Raw genomic sequence first — 13,860 nt, forward strand, 5'->3', positions numbered from 1 at the left:
GGACGGCTGGGGGAGGGCCGATGGACGAACAGGGGGTTTCGGTCAGGGGAGGGGATCAGGCGAGGTCGTTGCGCGCCTCCAGCGGGGACGTCCGGGCCAGGGCGAACGTGCCCGCCGCGGTCAGGGCGGCGGCCGCGATCGGCGCGAGGCCGGACGGCAGCGGCTCGCCGAGCAGCAGCGCCCCGAAGGCCACCGCCGTGAGCGGGTCGGCGATCTGCAGCGAGGCGAAGGAGACGCCGAAGTGCCCGACGGCGTAGGCGCGTTGCAGCATCACCAGCGCCAGCAGCAGCGGCACCGGCAGGGCCAGCAGGTACCACCAGTTCCAGCCGCCGTCCACGAGCACGCGCATGAGCGTGGCGGTGGCGCCGTACAGGACGCCGGAGCCGGTGGCCAGCAGCGCGGCCCGGCCGGCGGGGGAGGCCGCCTTCGAGCCCGCCCACAGCAGCACCGCCGCGACGCCGGCCACGGCGAGCAGGGTGAGCACGCCCGTGGGCGCCAGGTACGTCGGCCCGTCGGACTCGGGCACCAGCAGCACCAGGCCGATCAGCCCGGCCGCGACCACGCCCGCCGCGGCCAGCTCCTTGCGGGAGGGCCGGCGGCCGTGCAGCGCGGCGGCGATGGGCAGCGCGAACAGCAGGCTGGCCACCCCCATCGGCTGCACCACGGTCAGCGGGCCGAGCCCGAGGGCGACGATGTGCAGGCCGCCGCCCGTCACGATGGAGACGCCGCCGAGCAGCCAGCGCGGCCTGCGCAGCAGGGCCAGCAGCGCGGGCTTCGCCGAGCCCGCCGCCTCGAACTGCTGCAGCGCGGCCCCGAGCGCGAAGAACAGCGAACCGACCAGCGCGATCGCCGCGGCCAGCACACTCATGCGCACTCCTTTCAGACGGATGGTTGCCGGACAGGGTCAAACGGACGTGTCCACCGGAAGACGTTCCGGGGAAGGCTGGGTGGCGCGCCGCTTCCTGGCCCACCGCACCAGCTCGACGAGCCCGGTGATCGACAGCGCGATCCCGAGGCCCAGCAGCAGGCCCTTGATCGGGTCGTTCTCGAAGGCCATGCCGCCGAAGAAGCCGATCAGCCCGGAGTACACCGCCCACGAGCTCGTCGCGATGGCGTCGAAGAACGTGAACGAGCGCAGCGGATGACCGACGGCGCCCATGGTCAGCGTCGTCGCGGTCCGCCCGCCGGGGATGTACCTGGCCACGACCAGCACCATTCCGCCCCGCTCGGCCAGCGCGCCGCGCGCCCAGACGAACGCCTTCTTGTCCCGCAGCCGCCTGGCCGACTTGTTGCCGATCAGGTACGACACGTGGTCGCCCACGAACGCGCCGAGCGCCGCGACCACGATCACCAGGGCCAGGTTGGTCTGGCCGGAGGCGGCGAACACCGCCGCGGTGATGACCGACGTCTCGGCGGGCACGACGGGGAAGAACCCGTCGAGCAGCGCCAGGGCGAACAGCGCCACGTACAGCCATGGCGATGACATCACCTGCTGGACGAGGTCGAGAATGGCGTGCGACATATGCGTGGACTCCGATCGTCAGGGCACTCACCAAGCCTGTCGGCGTGAGCGGACCGGGGACATCGGGGATGCCCCCGGTCGAACGCGGGCCCGTCCCCTAGGAGGGTCAGGGCCGCCTACCCCATGAAGGTAGAAATTCCGCAGGTCGTGGCACATCGGCCCATCGGCACGCGCCACCCCCTACTTTCGTCAGGGGCGGACGTGCGACTTCCGTGTGACACCCACGATCAAACCGGTTGCGCGCCCCGGAAACAGGAGAGGAGGTATCCGCCTTTCAGGTGGGGTTAGCCCCACCGTGATCACTGCACCAGGCCCCACCCTGACTTTCGTCAGGGGCGCCGCATGACCTTCGGGCGGGACCGGCCGCGCCGGGCGGCGGATACCGTCGGGGCGTGAACCGTCTGCGTCGTGAGAGTCGCCGTCAGGTCGTCCTCGACCTGCTGCTGTGGGCCGTGCTGGGCATCTTCGTGACCGCCATGGGCCCCGACCCGTTCGCCGATCCGGCCGGGTTCGCGTTGGTGACGCTGCCCAGGGTCGGGCTGGCCGCGCTTGCCGTGCTCGTGGGCCGGCCCTGGCCGCTGGCGGCGCTGGTGCTGCTGCTGCCGCTCGGCCCGTGGACCTTCACCGAGGGCTTCGCGACGGTGGACCTGACGTGGCTGCTGCCCCGGCGCGACGTGAAGATCCTGCCGCTGCTCGCGACCTCGCCGTTCATCATCTGGTACGCCTACCTCACCGGCCGGCGCATGACCCGGCTGTGGCCCGCGGGCGCCGTGTTCTGCCTGATCACGGCCATCGGCTGCGGGGTCGTGCTGCTCCAGGGCGGTGACCTGGCGCTGTGGGTGTCGATGGGCACCGGGCTCGTCGGCACGTACCTGGTCCCGTACCTGCTGGGCCTGCTCCGACGGGGCGTGCTCCAGCAGCGGCGGCAGGCGCGGCTGTCGGTCGAGGCGCAGGCGCGGCTGCGCGAGCGGGCCAGGATCGCCCGCGAGATGCACGACTCGCTCGGCCACGACCTGGCGCTGATCGCGGTGCGCGCCGGCGGGCTCGAAGTCGCTCCCGGGCTCGGCCCGGCCCAGGTCAAGGCGGCCGGCGAGCTGCGCATGGCGGCGGCCGACGCGACCGAGCGGCTGCGCCAGATCATCGGCCTGCTGCGCGAGGACGCCGAAGAGGCCCCGCTGTCCCCGGTGGGCGAGGACGTCGCCGAGCTGGTCGGCCGGGCCAGGGACTCCGGCATGTCGATCACCCTGGAGCTGGCGCCGGGGCCGTCGTCGGAGCTGGCGCACGCCGTCGTCCAGGAAGGGCTGACGAACGCGGCCAAGCACGCGCCGGGGGCGGCGGTCGCCGTGTCGGTCGCGCCGCACCGGGTGGTCGTGCGCAACGGCCCGCCGAGCTCGCGTCCCAGCGCCCGGCGCGGCGGGCTGGGCCTGGCGGGGCTGCGCGAGCGCGTACGGCTGGCCGGCGCCACGCTGACCGCGGGCCCCGACGGCGACGGCTTCCGCCTGGCCGTCGAGCTCCCCCGCGAGGGGGAGGCGGATCCCCGCCGGTCGGGAGGGGACCGGCCCGCCTGAGGCGCACGATCGTGGCATGACAGAACAGCGAGCGGGCATCGGCCGGCTCACCGCCGCGATCGTGGCGGTCGCCGCCACGCTGCCCTACCTCACGATCAAGACGCTCTGGCTGACCGGCGACCCCGTCGGCGTCTCCGACCCGGCGCTCATGGACAACGGGCAGATGCTGGGGATGAACGCGCTGACCTTCGCCATGGAGGCCGCCGCGCTGCTGCTGGCCCTGGCCTTCACCATGCGCTGGGGCATGCGGCTGCCCGCCTGGCTGGTGCTGCTGCCACTGTGGGTGGGCACCGGCCTGCTGTCGGTGCTGGCCGTCACGACCCCGCTGATCCTGCTGATCGGCGGCCTGACGATCTTCAGCGGCGGCCCGATCCAGACCTGGGTCTATCTGGTCGTCTACGGCGGTTTCATCACTCTCGGCGTCGCCCTCATGACGGCCTTCGCCCTCTACGCCCGCGACCGCTGGCCCGCCGTCTTCGCCACCCCGGTCAGGCTGCCGTTCCCCAGCGCGACCCGATCGTTCCAGGAGGTGGTGGCGTGGGGCGCGCTCCTGGTGGCGACCGCCGTCGGGGCGCTGCGGGTCGTCATGGCGTTCGACGGGACCGTCCAGGCCGTGCAGAACGGGCTGAAGGCGCTGCTCGCGGTGGGCGGGGCGGCCGCGCTGGTGGCTCTGGTCAGGCGGCGCGGGAACGGCCCGTTCTGGCGGCCGCTGGCGCTGGCCTGGCTCGGGTCGGGCTCGCTGTTCGGCTGGGGGCTGTTCTCGATGATCGTCAGGTCCACGGGCGGCCCCCTGGCCTACGGCGGCACGGGCGTCGCGGACTTCGCCGAGCTGTTCGGCATGCTGACCGGGCTGGTGATGGGGATGTGTGGAGCGTTCCTGCTGGCCGAACGGTCAGGCGTGGGCCACGTGCAGCCTGGCCAGGACGCGCTTGAACGCCAGGATCGAGAAGGTGATCGCCAGCCCGCTGATCACGGCCACCGCTGAGGTGCGCAGCACCATGAACGCGCCGAGCGAGCCCTCCAGCTTCTCGTAGACGGCCAGGAAGATGCTCAGCGTCGAGTTGGCCAGCAGCACGAACGCCCACAGCAGCGTGATCCTGGCGAAGAACCTGCGCACCCGCTCGTGCTTGAGCACGGCCGACGGCAGGTGGATGTAGTCGAGGGTGAGCTTCTGCACCAGCGGCCGGTTGAGCCGGACGGAGGCCAGGAACACCATGCTGATGCAGATCGTGCCCAGCTCCGGCTGGATGAAGAACCACATCCAGGTGCCCGTCCAGAACGACACCAGGGCCCGCACCGTGACCGCGAACGCGGCCAGGAACATGGTGGCGGGCACCTTGATCCCTCTGATCAGCCGCCAGGCCACGCCGAGGTACACCCAGGAGACCGTGGCCACCAGGGCCCACTTGAAGCCCAGCACGACCATGGCGAGGTAGAACACCAGCAGGGGGGCGACCACGCCTTCGAGCAGGCGGGGGGCCGCCTGACGGGCGAGCGCGGTCAGACGGGGGAGTGCGACCGGATGGTGGTTCAAGGCTGCTCCGCAGATAGGCCGACGATCAGCGTCTACCCGGGCTTCGGGGGTCCAGGCTTGCCGGATGGACCGGTCGTCGTCACCGCCGGACGCGACTCCGCCCGGTGCGACTCCGAAGGCCGGTGGCCTACCGTACCGGAGCCCGGCGAGTAGGACTGCCGCTTTTGCCGCGTTCCATCGGTTCCATACGAAACCAGCTCACCCTTGAACCCGGCTTTCAGCCGAGTGACGCCGTGGCGAGCTTGGCGCCGAACCCGAGGAACAACGCGCCGACGCCCGAGGTCAGGCCCGCGCTCAGCTTCCTGTGCCGGCGGAACTGACCGGCCAGGAACGTGCCGGAGAAGATCAGCGTGGTGAGGTAGAGCACGCTGAAGATCTGGATCACCGCGCCCAGGATGAGGAACGACAGCCAGGGGGCGCTGTACCCGGGGTCCACGAACGGGATGAAGAACGACAGGAAGAACAGGATCGCCTTCGGGTTCAGCAGGCTGATCGTCAGGGCCTTGCGGAACGGCCTGGCCTGCCGCACGGGGGCCGCCCCGGACTCGTCCGCCGCCGCCGGACGGGCCCGCCAGGCCCGTACCGCGCCGCGGATCATCTGGAAGCCCATCCAGGCCAGGTAGGCGGCGCCGGCGTACTTGACGACGGTGAACAGCACGGGCGTCGCGCGCAGCAGGGACGCGGCCCCGGCGGCGGCGAGCACCATCAGGACGGTGTCGCCGAGGAACACGCCCGCCGCGGCCCGGTAGCCCTGCCGGACGCCGTGCTGGGCGGCGAAGCTGAGGACGTACAGGGAGTTCGGGCCGGGCAGCAGCACGATGAAGAAGGCGCCGACGACGTAGGTCCAGATGTCCGTGATACCGAAGAACACGCTTAACGGTATCGCGTGATATGTGCCGATTCAGTCGGTCGGTGGCTGCACATTGCGGCGCTGATGCCTATTGACCCAGTAGGGATACTCGTGAATATCTGGTGTCATGGCTCTCTGGACCCCCGACCCCACGTTCTACCCCTCCCCGCGCGACGCCGTCGAGGCCCCCGTGGAGAAGCTGGCCTACGTCGCCGCCTTCGACCGGTCGGCGAATCGTCCGGACGCGCTGGCCGTGCTCGACACCGACCCCGCCTCGCCGGCCTACGGCACCGTCATCGGCTGGACCGACCTGCCCGGCACCGGCGACGAGCTGCACCACTTCGGCTGGAACGCCTGCAGCAGCGCTCTGTGCCCCAACGCCCCGCACCCGCACGTCGAGCGGCGCTACCTGGTCGTGCCCGGCCTGCGCTCCTCGCGCATCCACATCTACGACACCAAGGACCGGATCAGCCCCGAGCTGGTCAAGGTGATCGACGCCGAGTCGCTGGCCAGGCGGGCGGGCTACTCCCGCCCGCACACCGTCCACTGCGGTCCCGAGGGCCTGTACGTCTCGGCGCTCGGCGGCGCGGACGGCGCCGAGGGCCCCGGCGGCATCGCCGTGCTCGACCACACCTCCTTCGAGGTGCTCGGCCGGTGGGAGCTGGACCGCGGGCCGCAGTACCTCGCCTACGACTTCTGGTGGCACATCAACCACGACGTGCTGATCACCTCGGAGTGGGGCACGCCGTCCATGATCGAGGACGGCGTGGTCGGCGAGCTGCTGCTCGGCCGCAAGTACGGCCACAAGCTGCACTTCTGGGACCTGCGCAAGCGCCGGCACGTCCAGGAGGTGGACCTGGGCGATCAGCACCAGATGCCGCTGGAGCTGCGCCCCGCCCACGACCCCACCCGCCTGTACGGCTTCGTCGGCGTGGTCACCAGCGTGGAGGACCTGTCGGCCTCCGTCTGGCTGTGGTTCCACGAGGACGGCCGCTGGCAGGCGCGGAAGGTCATCACCATCCCCGCAGAACCGGCCGACCCCGCCCTGCTGCCGCCCGTGCTGCAGCCGTTCGCCGCCGTGCCGCCGCTGGTCACCGACATCGCCCTCTCCGTGGACGACCAGCGCCTGTACGTCTCCTGCTGGGGCACCGGGGAGCTGAAGCAGTACGACGTGTCGGACCCGTACAAGCCGGTCGAGCTGGGATCCCTGCGGATCGGCGGCATCACCCGGCGCACCCCGCACCCCGCCGAGCCTGGACTCCCGCTGCGCGGCGGCCCCCAGATGGTCGAGGTGAGCCGCGACGGCCGCCGCGTCTACCTCACCAACTCCCTGTACGGCTCCTGGGACGACCAGTTCTATCCCGAGGGCGTCGGAGCCTGGCTCGCCAAGGTCGACGCCGACTCCTTCACCTTCGACACCGCCTTCTTCCCCCACGGCGACGCCTTCCGCGGCCTGCGTCCCCACCAGGTGCGCCTCCAGGGCGGCGACGCCTCCTCCGACTCCTACTGCTATCCGTGACCATGCCCGCCACCATGCCCGCCATGAGCACCGCGACGGTCCTGCTGCTCGGAGCCTTCCACGGCCTGAACCCGGCCATGGGCTGGCTCTTCGCGGTGGCCCGCGGCCTGCAGGAGCGCAGCCGCGACCTGCTGCTCCAGTCGATCCCCGTGATCGCCCTGGGCCACCTGGCGTCGGTGGCCCTGGTCGCCCTGGTGGTGGCCGCCACCGGCTCCCTGGTGACGGGCGCGGCGCTGCCGGTGGTCGGCGGGCTGGTGCTGGTGGCGTTCGGGCTGTGGCGGCTGCTGTCCACCCGCCACTTCCGGTGGGTGGGCATGCGCCTGTCGCTCGCCCAGCTCGCCGGCTGGTCGTTCCTGATGTCGTCGGCCCACGGCGCCGGGCTCATGCTGCTGCCCGTACTCACCGGGCTGCGCGCGGAGGGCCACCCGGGGCACGCCGTCTCAGGAGGGCTGGCGGTGGCGGCCCTGCACACGCTGGCCATGTTCGTGGTGGCCGGCGTCGTGGCCCTGGTGGTCTACGAGGTGCTCGGCCTGACGATCCTGCGCCGCGCCTGGTTCAACGTGGACCGCATGTGGGCCGCCGCCCTGATCGCCGCCGGCCTCCTCACCCTCCTCCAGGCCTGACCGGAACACCTCGCAGAGCCGGTCGGCGTGAACGGCCCGGTCGATCCAGGTTTCGAGGACGGCGATGTCCGTGCAGGCGGTGACCCTCTCCCGCACGTCATCGGGCACCTCCACGCCCCGCCCGTCCAGCAGCCGCAAGAGCCCCCTGGCCATGCCCCTGGCCATGTCCCTGGCCATGGCCTCCGCTTCGCCTTCGGCGCGCAGCATCTGGGCGTACTCGGACCGGTAGCGGTACGTCATGGCCGCCGGTCAGCCCTGTTCCGGTTGCTCGTCGTCCGTGCCGAAGATGTCGGTGAGGCTGGTGGCGTGGATGGCCCGCTTGCACCAGGTTTCGAGGACGGTGGTGTCCGTGCAGGTGGTGATGCGCCGGCGCACCTCGTCGGGGATCACCACTCCACGGCCGTCGAGAATCATCAGCAGCACCTTGGCTTCGCCTTCGGCGCGCAGCATCTGGGCGTACTCGGACTGGTAGCGGTAGGTCTTGGTCGCCATCAGGTCTCTCCAGATTCGTCGGGCGTCGGTGTTTCCGAGGCCTACTTCGGTTTGTTCGGCGATGTGTCCCGCGCTGGTGGTGTCGGTGGTGTCCAAGGCGTCTGCCAGGACTTCCAGTATGGCAGCGACCTCCTTGGAACGGGCGTGGGTCAGCGCCGAGAACATGGTGAGCACCACGTCGTTCACCGCCTCGGCGAGGTCGTCGATCACGGGGATGTTGTGCGGGCCCACGACGACCGCGCGGACGGACAGCGTCGGCCAGTCCGGCAGGCCGATCGTCTTCGGAAGGGCGGCCCAGGTGGCGGTCGCCTCGTCCTGGCAGATCACCAGCAACGTCACGGGGCAGCCGAACTTGACGTGTACGTGGCTGATGTAGTGCGCCCAGGCGGCGGTCTTGCGGTCGTCGGGCTTGGACTGCGACTCGGTGATGACCGCGTGCTGTCCCTCCAGGGACGTGAACATCATGATCGTGTCGGCGCGCCGCTCGATCGGCTTGATCTCGGTCAGGTCGGTGTCCACCACCGCGACCTCGGTCGGTGACGGGAAGGGGATGTCGAGCACCTTGAAGACGCTCGTGCAGAGCTCTGGATTGTCACGGAAGACGCGGTGCAGCGCCTCGTGCTGGGAGGAGATCACGGGCGGAACGTTAGCGGCCGATGACGCTCTGTGTTCGCGAAAAACGGACGGCGGGCGCGTGGCAGTGGAAAGAGTTCATCCCCGGGAGGAAACGGACGGGGGAAAGGTCTCTACCGGAGCATGTGTACAAGCAGGGCAGGATGTGATGGATGCGGATATCCATCCTGGGGCCGTTGGAGGTCGAGGGCGACGGGGGAGCGGTCGTGGTCGGCGGTCTCCGGCTGCGGGCGCTGCTGGCCGTGCTGGCGCTCGAAGCGGGCCGTACGGTCACGGCGGAGCGGCTGATCGACGTGCTCTGGCCGCAGGAGCCGCCCGCCAACGCGGCCAACGCGCTGCAGACGCTGGTCAGACGGCTGCGGGCGGCGCTCAGGCCGGACGAGGTGATCGACAGCCGCCCCGCCGGGTACGCCCTCGCGCTCCCCGCCGAGCAGGTGGACGCGCTGGAGTTCCGGCGGCTGGCCGGCGAGGACGCGGACCGGGCGCTGGCGTTGTGGCGTGGGGCGGCGCTGGCGGATCTCACGTCGGTCCCGTACCTGGCGGACGCGGCGACCGCGCTGGAGCAGGAGCGGCTGGCGGCGGTCGAGGCCAGGGCCGAGCGCCTGCTGGCGGCGGGGCGGCCGGTCGAGCTCGCCGCCGAGGTGACGGCGCACCCGTTGCGCGAGCGGCTGGTCGGGCTGGCCATGCGCGGGCTGGCCGCGTCCGGACGGCAGGCCGAGGCGCTGGAGCTGTTCGAACGCACCCGTCACCGGCTGGCCGACGAGCTGGGCGTCGATCCCGGCGCCGAGCTGCGGGCCGCGCACCTGGCCGTGTTGTCGGCGGAGCCGCCTCCGGTCGCGTGGCCCAGAAGCCGGCCGAAGGGCAACGTACGCAAGCCGCGCACCAGCTTCATCGGCCGGGAGGCCGAGCTCGGACGGCTCACCGGCCTGCTCCGCCACGACCGGCTCGTCACGCTCGTGGGCCCCGGCGGCGCCGGCAAGACCAGACTGGCGACCGAGGCGGCCCTCCAGCTGTCCACCGAACCGCGCACCGAGGCGGCCCTCCAGCTGTCCACCGAACCGCGCACCGAGGCGGCCCTTCAGCTGTCCACCGAACCCCGCACCGAGGCCGCCCTCCGGGCGGCCGCCGGACCCTCCACACCTCGGACGGCAGGCGAGCCCGGCGGTCGGCGGGAGGTCGTGGCGTGGATGGTGGAGCTGGGTTCGGTCAGTGACCCGGCCGGCGTGTCCGGAGCCGTGCTCGACGCCCTCGGCCTGCGCGACGACCGCCCCGGCTACCGCCCGCCCGAGGCGGCCAAGGACGTGGTCGAGCAGGTCGCCGAGGCGCTGGGCGAGCGGCCCGCGCTGGTCGTGCTGGACAACTGCGAGCACGTGGTGACGGCCGCGGCCGTGCTGGTCGAGCGGCTGCTCGACGAGTGCCCCGAGCTGCGCGTGCTGGCCACCAGCAGGGAGCCGCTCAACGTGCCGGGCGAGCGGCTGCTGCCCCTCCCGCCGCTCGAACCGCCGCCGGCGGGCGCCGGACCCGCCGAGGCGGCGGCCTACCCGTCGGTGCGGCTGCTGGTCGACCGGGCGGCGGCGGCCCGGCCGTCGTTCGCCGTGGACGAGGGCAACGCGGCGGCCGTGGTCGCGCTCTGCCGCAGGCTCGACGGCATGCCGCTGGCCATCGAGCTGGCCGCCGCCCGGCTGCGCACGATGACCCCGCGCCAGCTCGCCGACCGGCTGGACGACAGGTTCAGGCTGCTCGACGGCGGCAGCCGTACCGCGCTGCCGCGCCAGCAGACGCTGCGGGCGGTCGTGGAGTGGAGCTGGGACCTGCTCGACGAGCGGGAACGCGTGCTGGCCAGGCGGTTCGGCGTGTTCGCCGGCGGCGCGTCCCTGGAGGCCGTCGAGGAGGTGTGCGGCGGCACGGCCGACGTCCTCGGCGCGCTGGCCGACAAGTCCCTGGTGCGCCTGTCGCCCGAAGGCCGCTACTCGATGCTGGAGACCATCCGCGCCTACGCCCTGGAACGCCTGGCCGAGGCGGACGAGACCGTCGAGTACCGCGACCGGCACGCCCGCCACCTGCTCGACCTGGCCGAACGCGCGGTGCCCGAGCTGCGCACCGCCACCCAGGTGGAGTGGATCGAACGGCTGGCGGCGGAACGCGACGACTTCGCGGCGGCGCTGCGCTGGCTGATCGACCGGCGGGACGCCGGGCCCGCGCTGCGGCTGTGCGGGGCGCTCAACTGGTACTGGTGGATGTGCGGCTACCGCCGCGAGAGCGCGGCCTGGGCCAGGCAGGCGCTCGACCTGGCCGGGGACACGCCGCCGCCGGGGCTCGCGGAGGCGTACACGTCCTGCATGTTCGCCTACGGCGTCGACGTGTTCGGGACGATCAGCAACGACCGCGCGGCCATGCTGGAGCTGTCGGCCCGGATGGAGGAGCTGGTGGAGCGGGCGGCTCGGGAGGGGCCGGTGCACCCGCTGCTGCTGATCAGCAGGGTCGTCATGGCCGCGGCGGCCGGGCAGGACGAGCGGGCGGCCGCGCTGATCGGCGACTACGCCGGCAGCGACGACCTGTGGTTGTCGTCCGCCGCCCTGATGATCGGCGGCCGGATGCGGTCGGGGGGAGAGCGGGAGCGGGAGCTGGAACGGGCGGTCGAGGGCTTCCGGCGGCTCGGCGACCGCTGGGGGCTGAGCGAGGCGCTGCTGGGCCTGGCCGACCTGCGGGCCGAGCGCGGCGCAGGCACCGACGACCTGATCGCCGAGACCAGGTCGCTGACCAGCGAATGGATCAGCGACGACGAGTCGATCTCCACCCTGATCCGGCTCGCCCAGCTCCGCCTGCGGGTGGACGACCTGGACGGCGCGGGCGCCGATCTCGCCATGGCCAGGTCCCGGGTGGGCGAGGAGACGTCGCCGTGGACGCTGGTGCTGCTCGGCCTGGGCGAGGCCGCGTACCAGGAGCGGCGCGGCGACCTGGCCGGCAGTCTGGCGATCTACCGGGACATGGACGGCGTCGTGGCCGCGGCTCCCCGGGTGCCGCAGATCACGGCGGTGTACCTGATCTCCTACGGCCGGGCCCTGGCCCGCGCCGGCGACCTGGACGCCGCGCTGGCCCGGCACCGCCAGGCGCTCGACGTCCTCGGCGAAGTCAGCCCGGACCGGCCGCTGCTGTCGATGACGCTGGCCGGGTTCGCGCTGGCGGCGCAGGCCGCGGGCGACCAGGAACGGGCGGCGGTGCTGTTCGGCGGGGCGTCGGCGGTCGTCCCCCAGGACACCTCGCCCGACACCCTGGAGGGACACGCGGCGGCCAGGAAGGCGCTCGGCGACGAGCTCTTCGACCGCCGTTTCGCCGAGGGCGCCGCCCTGCCGCCGGACGAGCTCTACGCGATGGCCGGCGGCACCACGTAGGAGGGCGCGGCGGCACCACGTAGAAGGGCGCGGTCACCGCACTTTCCTGTTGTAGGCACGAAGGGCGAAGGGGGCGAAGAGGGCGAGCAGCGCGGCGGCCCAGCCGAGCGTGATCCACACGTCGGACGCCGCCAGGCCGCCCACCAGGAGCCCGCGCAGCGCGCCGGCCAGGTGCGAGACCGGGTTGACGCCCATCCACCAGGTCAGCCAGCCCGGCAGGTCGGTGGCGGGGATGAAGGCGCTGCTGCCGAACGTGAGCGGCAGCAGCACGGCGGTCGCGATGCCCTGCATCGAGGCGACCGACTTGGCCACCAGCCCGATCCAGGCCGACCCCCAGCTCAGCGCCGTCACCATGAGCAGCACCAGGCCGATCCCGGCCAGCGCGCTCAGCGGATCGGTCCGCACGCGGAAGCCGACGGCGTACCCCACGGCCAGCGACATGGCGATGGTGATCAGCAGGGTCAGCAGGTCGGCCATGATGCGCCCGGCCAGCGGCGCCGACCTGGCGATCGGCATCGTCCTGAACCGGTCGAACACGCCGTTGCCGATGTCGGTGGCCAGGTTCATGCCCGTCGTGATCGTCGCCATCAGCGCGACCTGGACGAGCACACCGGGCAGCATGTACGACACCGCCCCCGCCCGGTCGCCGCCGGCCGCCCCGCCGAACAGGTAGACGAAGATGACGATCATGAAGACGGGCTGGAGCAGCAGCCCGGCGAGCTGGCCGGGGTTGTTCTTCAACGGGATCAGGCTGCGCCAGGCGAGCGTCAGCCCTTGGGAGAGCGCGGTGGTCATGAGCTTGCTCCGGTGAGTGTGCGGAAGACGTCGTCGAGTGAGGGCAGGCGCAGGGCGTGCTCGGCTAGCACGATCCCGGCGTCGTCCAGCCGCCTCAGCAGGTCGGGCGGCGCGGCCAGGTCGTGCACGGGCACGCTGAGCAGCCCGTCCACGGCCGTGGCGCCGAGGATCGAGCCGGCCTTCTCCAGGTCGGCGGCGTGCAGCGGCCGGACGTCCAGCCGGTGGCCGCCGGCCAGCGACTTGAGCTCGGCAGGCGTGCCGCTCGCCGCCACCCGGCCGCGGTCGATGACGAGCAGGTCGTCGGCGAGCTGGTCGGCCTCCTCCAGGTACTGGGTGGTCAGCAGGACCGTCACCCCGTCCGCGACCAGTTCCCTGACCACGTCCCACAGGTCGCCGCGGGCCCGCGGGTCGAGGCCGGTCGTCGGCTCGTCGAGGAACAGGATCCGGGGCCGGCTGACCAGGCTGACCGCCAGGTCCAGCCGGCGGCGCATGCCGCCCGAGTAGCCGGCCGCCGCCCGGCCCGCCGCCTCCTCCAGGCCGAACCTGGCCAGCAGCTCGGCGGCCCTGGTTCTGGCGGCCGCCCTGGACAGGCCGAGCAGGCGGCCGACGAGCACGAGGTTCTGGGTGCCGGTCAGCTTCTCGTCGACCGAGGCGTACTGGCCGGTCAGGCCGATCAGCTCGCGGACCCGGCGGGCCTGGGTGACGACGTCGTGCCCGCCGACCGTGGCGTGGCCGGCGTCGGGGGCGGCGAGGGTGGCCAGGATGCGGACGGCGGTGGTCTTGCCCGCGCCGTTGGGGCCGAGCACGCCGAGCACGGTGCCGGTCCTGACCCGCAGGCCGACGCCGTCCAGCGCGGTCTTGTCGCCGTACCGCTTGACGAGCCCTTCCGCTTCGATCGCGTATGTCATGCCCCTACGGTCGCGGAGGGCGCT

At 72.5% G+C, this 13,860-nt stretch carries 13 protein-coding genes; 6 read left to right on the plus strand and 7 right to left on the minus strand.

Annotated elements, in window-relative coordinates; all coding sequences use genetic code 11:
- Positions 1-55 precede the first annotated feature (55 nt).
- Positions 56-868, minus strand: a complete 813-nt coding sequence (locus AB0C33_RS05405) for a DMT family transporter (protein WP_358283843.1) — start codon at positions 866-868, stop codon at positions 56-58.
- A 36-nt stretch (positions 869-904) separates the two neighbouring features.
- Entirely contained in the window at positions 905-1,522 is a 618-nt protein-coding gene (locus AB0C33_RS05410; RefSeq protein ID WP_358283845.1) for a DedA family protein, read from the minus strand.
- A gap of 392 nt (positions 1,523-1,914) precedes the next feature.
- On the opposite strand from AB0C33_RS05410, the gene AB0C33_RS05415 reads away from it, so the two are divergent.
- Positions 1,915-3,090: a histidine kinase gene (locus tag AB0C33_RS05415; protein WP_358283847.1), complete on the plus strand. Its 1,176-nt coding sequence runs from the start codon at positions 1,915-1,917 to the stop codon at positions 3,088-3,090.
- A gap of 16 nt (positions 3,091-3,106) precedes the next feature.
- The gene (locus AB0C33_RS05420; RefSeq protein WP_358283849.1) at positions 3,107-4,075 is read left to right on the plus strand and encodes a hypothetical protein; all 969 of its coding nucleotides are present in this window, start codon (positions 3,107-3,109) and stop codon (positions 4,073-4,075) included.
- Here the strand turns inward: AB0C33_RS05420 and AB0C33_RS05425 are convergent.
- Positions 3,983-4,624 (minus strand): VC0807 family protein, encoded by a 642-nt coding sequence (locus AB0C33_RS05425; protein ID WP_358283851.1) that lies wholly within the window; start codon positions 4,622-4,624, stop codon positions 3,983-3,985. The two genes, AB0C33_RS05420 and AB0C33_RS05425, sit on opposite strands and share 93 nt — an antisense overlap.
- 217 nt (positions 4,625-4,841) lie before the next feature.
- Positions 4,842-5,495 (minus strand): leucine efflux protein LeuE, encoded by a 654-nt coding sequence (leuE, locus tag AB0C33_RS05430; RefSeq protein ID WP_358283853.1) that lies wholly within the window; start codon positions 5,493-5,495, stop codon positions 4,842-4,844.
- Positions 5,496-5,601: 106 nt separating this feature from the next.
- On the opposite strand from leuE, the gene AB0C33_RS05435 reads away from it, so the two are divergent.
- The 3 genes from AB0C33_RS05435 (at position 5,602) to AB0C33_RS05445 (ending at position 7,845) form a co-directional block, all read left to right on the plus strand.
- Positions 5,602-6,993: a selenium-binding protein SBP56-related protein gene (locus tag AB0C33_RS05435; RefSeq protein WP_352327571.1), complete on the plus strand. Its 1,392-nt coding sequence runs from the start codon at positions 5,602-5,604 to the stop codon at positions 6,991-6,993.
- Between the two features lie 14 nt (positions 6,994-7,007).
- Positions 7,008-7,616 carry a hypothetical protein gene (locus tag AB0C33_RS05440; protein ID WP_358283929.1) on the plus strand — a complete coding sequence of 203 codons (609 nt, stop codon included), beginning with the start codon at positions 7,008-7,010 and terminating at the stop codon, positions 7,614-7,616.
- Positions 7,617-7,680: 64 nt separating this feature from the next.
- Positions 7,681-7,845, plus strand: a complete 165-nt coding sequence (locus AB0C33_RS05445) for a hypothetical protein (protein ID WP_358283854.1) — start codon at positions 7,681-7,683, stop codon at positions 7,843-7,845.
- 20 nt (positions 7,846-7,865) lie between these two features.
- On the opposite strand, the gene AB0C33_RS05450 is transcribed toward AB0C33_RS05445, so the two are convergent.
- The gene (locus AB0C33_RS05450) at positions 7,866-8,669 is read right to left on the minus strand and encodes a hypothetical protein (protein WP_358283856.1); all 804 of its coding nucleotides are present in this window, start codon (positions 8,667-8,669) and stop codon (positions 7,866-7,868) included.
- Positions 8,670-8,893: 224 nt separating this feature from the next.
- Here AB0C33_RS05450 and AB0C33_RS05455 point away from each other — a divergent pair, with 224 nt between their 5' ends.
- Complete coding sequence (locus tag AB0C33_RS05455; RefSeq protein ID WP_358283858.1) at positions 8,894-12,133, plus strand: BTAD domain-containing putative transcriptional regulator; 3,240 nt, start codon at positions 8,894-8,896, stop codon at positions 12,131-12,133.
- A gap of 33 nt (positions 12,134-12,166) precedes the next feature.
- On the opposite strand, the gene AB0C33_RS05460 is transcribed toward AB0C33_RS05455, so the two are convergent.
- Both AB0C33_RS05460 and AB0C33_RS05465 read right to left on the minus strand, forming a co-directional pair.
- On the minus strand, positions 12,167-12,928 hold the full coding sequence (locus tag AB0C33_RS05460; RefSeq protein WP_352350427.1) for an ABC transporter permease: 762 nt from the start codon (positions 12,926-12,928) through the stop codon (positions 12,167-12,169).
- Positions 12,925-13,836: an ATP-binding cassette domain-containing protein gene (locus tag AB0C33_RS05465; protein ID WP_358283860.1), complete on the minus strand. Its 912-nt coding sequence runs from the start codon at positions 13,834-13,836 to the stop codon at positions 12,925-12,927. The genes AB0C33_RS05460 and AB0C33_RS05465 overlap by 4 nt, the downstream gene beginning before the upstream one ends.
- Positions 13,837-13,860: the final 24 nt, after the last annotated feature.

The sequence above is a fragment of the Nonomuraea sp. NPDC048881 genome, assembly GCF_040649795.1.
GTDB lineage: Bacteria > Actinomycetota > Actinomycetes > Streptosporangiales > Streptosporangiaceae > Nonomuraea.

What these genes read in the sequence shown, in the direction of transcription:
- AB0C33_RS05405 (WP_358283843.1), bottom strand. Translation starts at nt 868, where the DNA reads ATGAGTGTGCTGGCCGCGGCGATCGCGCTGGTCGGTTCGCTGTTCTTC.
- AB0C33_RS05410 (WP_358283845.1), bottom strand. Translation starts at nt 1,522, where the DNA reads ATGTCGCACGCCATTCTCGACCTCGTCCAGCAGGTGATGTCATCGCCA.
- AB0C33_RS05420 (WP_358283849.1), top strand. Translation starts at nt 3,107, where the DNA reads ATGACAGAACAGCGAGCGGGCATCGGCCGGCTCACCGCCGCGATCGTG.
- AB0C33_RS05435 (WP_352327571.1), top strand. Translation starts at nt 5,602, where the DNA reads ATGGCTCTCTGGACCCCCGACCCCACGTTCTACCCCTCCCCGCGCGAC.
- AB0C33_RS05440 (WP_358283929.1), top strand. Translation starts at nt 7,008, where the DNA reads ATGCCCGCCATGAGCACCGCGACGGTCCTGCTGCTCGGAGCCTTCCAC.
- AB0C33_RS05445 (WP_358283854.1), top strand. Translation starts at nt 7,681, where the DNA reads ATGTCCGTGCAGGCGGTGACCCTCTCCCGCACGTCATCGGGCACCTCC.
- AB0C33_RS05455 (WP_358283858.1), top strand. Translation starts at nt 8,894, where the DNA reads ATGCGGATATCCATCCTGGGGCCGTTGGAGGTCGAGGGCGACGGGGGA.
- AB0C33_RS05460 (WP_352350427.1), bottom strand. Translation starts at nt 12,928, where the DNA reads ATGACCACCGCGCTCTCCCAAGGGCTGACGCTCGCCTGGCGCAGCCTG.
- AB0C33_RS05465 (WP_358283860.1), bottom strand. Translation starts at nt 13,836, where the DNA reads ATGACATACGCGATCGAAGCGGAAGGGCTCGTCAAGCGGTACGGCGAC.